The sequence below is a fragment of the Mucilaginibacter sp. P4_G9 genome, from assembly GCF_056400985.1.
This window is the reverse complement of the sequence record NZ_JBFUKF010000486.1, coordinates 1-3,439: the sequence shown is the minus strand read 5'-3', so window position 1 is coordinate 3,439 and position 3,439 is coordinate 1. Positions and strand designations below refer to the sequence as shown.

The window sequence follows — 3,439 nt, the reverse complement described above, 5'->3', positions numbered from 1 at the left end:
GGGTGCTGTTGCAATGATCATATCCTCGGCCAATTGTTTTTTCAGGTCGCCGTAGCGGATGCTCATTGTGTTATATAAATTATCAAAATGAGTCAATGTATCTGCCGATGAAACAACTTTCATCAGATCGAACAGGTTTTGGATCTCCTGTGGTTTGTTTTGATTTTCTGTTGTCGGGCCGGAATCAGTCACGGCGCGCATCACTTTCTTTTTAATAACTTCCGGTGTATCGCCAAGAAAAACGGCATTCCCCTCCCCTTCTGATTTCCCCATTTTACCCTTGCCATCAAGTCCCGGAATTTTCACCAGGTTACTGCTATAATTAAAAGCATAAGGCTCGGGAAAATAATCGTGGTTGTACAGCCGGTTAAACCGGTTGCCAAAGGTGCGGGCCATTTCCAGGTGTTGTTCCTGATCCTTACCAACAGGAACTTTTGTAGCTTTATGAATAATGATATCTGCCGCCATCAATACCGGGTAGGTAAGCAAACCGGCGTTCACATTCTCGGGATTGGCACGTACTTTATCTTTAAATGAAGTGCTGCGTTCCAGCTCGCCAAGGTAGGCGTTCATGTTTAAATACAGGTATAGTTCGGCAATCTCGGGCACGTCTGACTGTACGTAGATGGTAGCCTTTTCCGGATCAATACCGGCCGCAAGATACTCTACCAAAACCTGCTTTACATTACTATGCAGGTTGGCAGGTGTTGGATGCGTGGTTAACGAATGCAGGTCGGCAATAAAAAAATAGCAGTTAAATTCATTCTGCATTTTTATAAAGTTTTGCAAAGCCCCGTAATRATTCCCCAAATGCAAATTTCCGGTTGAACGGATGCCACTAACAACAGTTTCCATAGGGGCGAAAGTAAGGATTTTTTCTATTTTTGATGACGATGAAAATGATATTGAGAAAAGTGCACGTCTATTTATATGTGATCAGTGTAGCCCTCTCCTACTTAATATTATGGCCGTTTTTCTATTATTTTTCTAAACATCCGTCAAGGTACCACAGCATGAACAAGCTGCGCCGGGTATGGGGTTTCATCAGTTCGGCATTGGTAGGCATATTTTATAAGTTTGATTACGAGGAACCTATTGACTGGAGCAAAACCTATATCATATGTCCAAATCATACCTCTAACCTCGATATTTCGGCCCTGTGCATACTGGTTAACGGCAATTGCAGCTTTATGGGCAAACAGGAGTTAGCAGATGGTTTGGTAACCAGCCTGTTCTTCCGCTCGGTTGATATCCCGGTTAACAGGGAGAGTAAAATGTCATCTTTCAGGGCCTTTAAAAAAGCAGCCGAAAAACTACAAGAGGGCATATCAATGGTGATATTTCCCGAGGGAATGATAACGGATGATTACCCTCCCCAATTGAGCGAATTTAAAAACGGGCCCTTTCGCCTGGCAATCGAAAATAAGATCCCCATTATACCGGTAAGCTCATTAAACACCTGGAAAATATTTTGGGATACAGGCACCAAATATGGCAGCAGGCCAGGCATTTGCCATTTTTATGTTCATAAGCCCGTTGATACATCAACCCTGACCATAGCAGATGCCGACACCCTGCGTGACAAGGTTTATGCCATTATTAAAGATAAGCTTGAACATTCAAATTAGCTAACTGTGAGGCTGTTTAAATTTGATTTATTAATGTTTTTACATTTAAATTACTGATTATCAGCACTGTTTTTTAATATAATCTATGTCATTGCGAGGCACGAAGCAATCGCATGTTATACAGAGCGGACCTGCACAGCTCGCGATTGCTTCGTTCCTCGCAATGACATGGTTGTTTTGAGCCTCCTAAACTCAGCACGTCATTCCCATTTTTTCCAGGCTCCCACGGATGATCACTCAATGACCACCTGTTTTTTTTATCTTCAAACAGGCTGCTAAAGTTTACGCTATCCAAAAAATGAGTATTTTTTTTACATTTGGTGAACATGAAATTAACACTGAAAAAGATCCATACCAATTATTACAGGTATAGCATCGCTTTCTTTTTTACACTATGCTACCCGGCGTTATACGTACTTAAACAAAAAAAGCGGCGGTACAAATACATTAACCAGGTGAGGCGGCTTATCATATTTTTGAGCTCGGGCATATCAGGCATTTTTTACAGCGCCACTTTTGAAGAGCCTGTAGACTGGAAAAAAACTTACGTAGTTTGCGGTAACCACACCTCAAACCTTGATGTATCTGCGGTAAGTACCATCTTAAAAAATAACATCTGTTTTATGGGTAAGGAAGAATTACTGACCAACTATGTGCTTGGCTATTTCTTTCGTACTATTGATATTACCGTTAACCGGGAAAGCAAAATGTCATCTTTCCGGGCGTTTAAAACAGCCGCCGAACGTATAAAAAGCGGGGTAAGCGTAGTTATTTTCCCCGAGGCTACTATCCCCAAAGATTATCCGCCCGGATTACAGTCGTTTAAAAAMGGCCCTTTTCGCCTGGCTATTGAAATGAAAGCGCCTATTTTGCCAATAAGCTCGCTTGATACCTGGAAGGTACTTTGGGATACCGGCAAAGAACATGGCAGCAGACCGGGAATTTGTGATATATTTGTACATAAACCCATTGAAACAGCCCATTTAACGTTGGATGATGCCGACGCGCTGCGCGATGAGGTTTACGCTATTATTAAAAAGAAATTACAAACGGCATGACCATAGATAAAGAAACAGTTGAAAAAGTTGCMCACCTGGCCCGCCTTGAACTTAGTGAAACGGAGAAACAGGACATGATTAAAGACATGAGCAAAATTCTTGATTTTATGGCCAAGCTTAACGAGCTGGATACTACCGGAGTGGAGCCCCTGATTTACATGACCGATGGCGCAAATATTTTACGTGAAGATGTAGTGAAACAAACTGTTACGCATGAAGAGGCTTTACAAAATGCGCCTAAGCACGATGAGGATTATTTTTTAGTAGCAAAGGTGATAGAGAAATAATTCAAAATTAAAAAGTCAAAATTAAAAAATGCTTGTTTAGCGGCTGTGTTTTTAGCCATCAGAGCTTTTGACTTTTTAATTTTGAATTTTGACTTTCAATTGTAACATTCCATACCTATCTATAGTCCAAATAAAAAAACATTCATGGAGCCATTAAAAGATAAGCCTTTAATTACCATAAACGAGATAGGACGTAAGTACGTAATAGGTACCGAAGTAATACACGCCCTTAAATCTGTTTCGTTAACTATTAATAAAGGCGAGTTTGTGGCTTTGATGGGTCCGTCTGGTTCGGGTAAATCTACACTGATGAATATTTTAGGTTGTTTGGATACGCCCACCAAAGGCGAGTACATCCTGAACGGGATAAACGTGAGCCATATGACCGATAATGAGCTGGCCGAAGTACGCAACTCCGAGATTGGCTTTGTTTTCCAAACATTTAACTTATTGCCCCGTAACACCG

The 3,439-nt window shown here is 41.2% G+C and carries 5 protein-coding genes; 4 read left to right on the top strand and 1 reads right to left on the bottom strand.

Features of this window, described 5'->3' with window-relative positions:
• On the bottom strand, positions 1 to 855 hold an 855-nt coding region (gene trpS / locus AC1DPZ_RS24215; protein ID WP_477408305.1), incomplete at its 3' end, for a tryptophan--tRNA ligase.
• A gap of 158 nt (positions 856 to 1,013) precedes the next feature.
• Between trpS and AC1DPZ_RS24210 the strand changes: the two genes are divergently transcribed.
• The 4 genes from AC1DPZ_RS24210 to AC1DPZ_RS24195 all read left to right on the top strand — a co-directional run.
• Entirely contained in the window at positions 1,014 to 1,628 is a 615-nt protein-coding gene (locus tag AC1DPZ_RS24210) for a lysophospholipid acyltransferase family protein (RefSeq protein WP_477408303.1), read from the top strand.
• 326 nt (positions 1,629 to 1,954) lie between these two features.
• On the top strand, positions 1,955 to 2,686 hold the full coding sequence (locus AC1DPZ_RS24205; protein WP_477408301.1) for a lysophospholipid acyltransferase family protein: 732 nt from the start codon (positions 1,955 to 1,957) through the stop codon (positions 2,684 to 2,686).
• Positions 2,683 to 2,973: an Asp-tRNA(Asn)/Glu-tRNA(Gln) amidotransferase subunit GatC gene (gene gatC / locus AC1DPZ_RS24200; protein WP_477408299.1), complete on the top strand. Its 291-nt coding sequence runs from the start codon at positions 2,683 to 2,685 to the stop codon at positions 2,971 to 2,973. The genes AC1DPZ_RS24205 and gatC overlap by 4 nt, the downstream gene beginning before the upstream one ends.
• A gap of 144 nt (positions 2,974 to 3,117) precedes the next feature.
• Positions 3,118 to 3,439, top strand: a 322-nt coding sequence (locus tag AC1DPZ_RS24195) for an ABC transporter ATP-binding protein (protein WP_477408297.1), incomplete at its 3' end; no start/stop codon positions are given.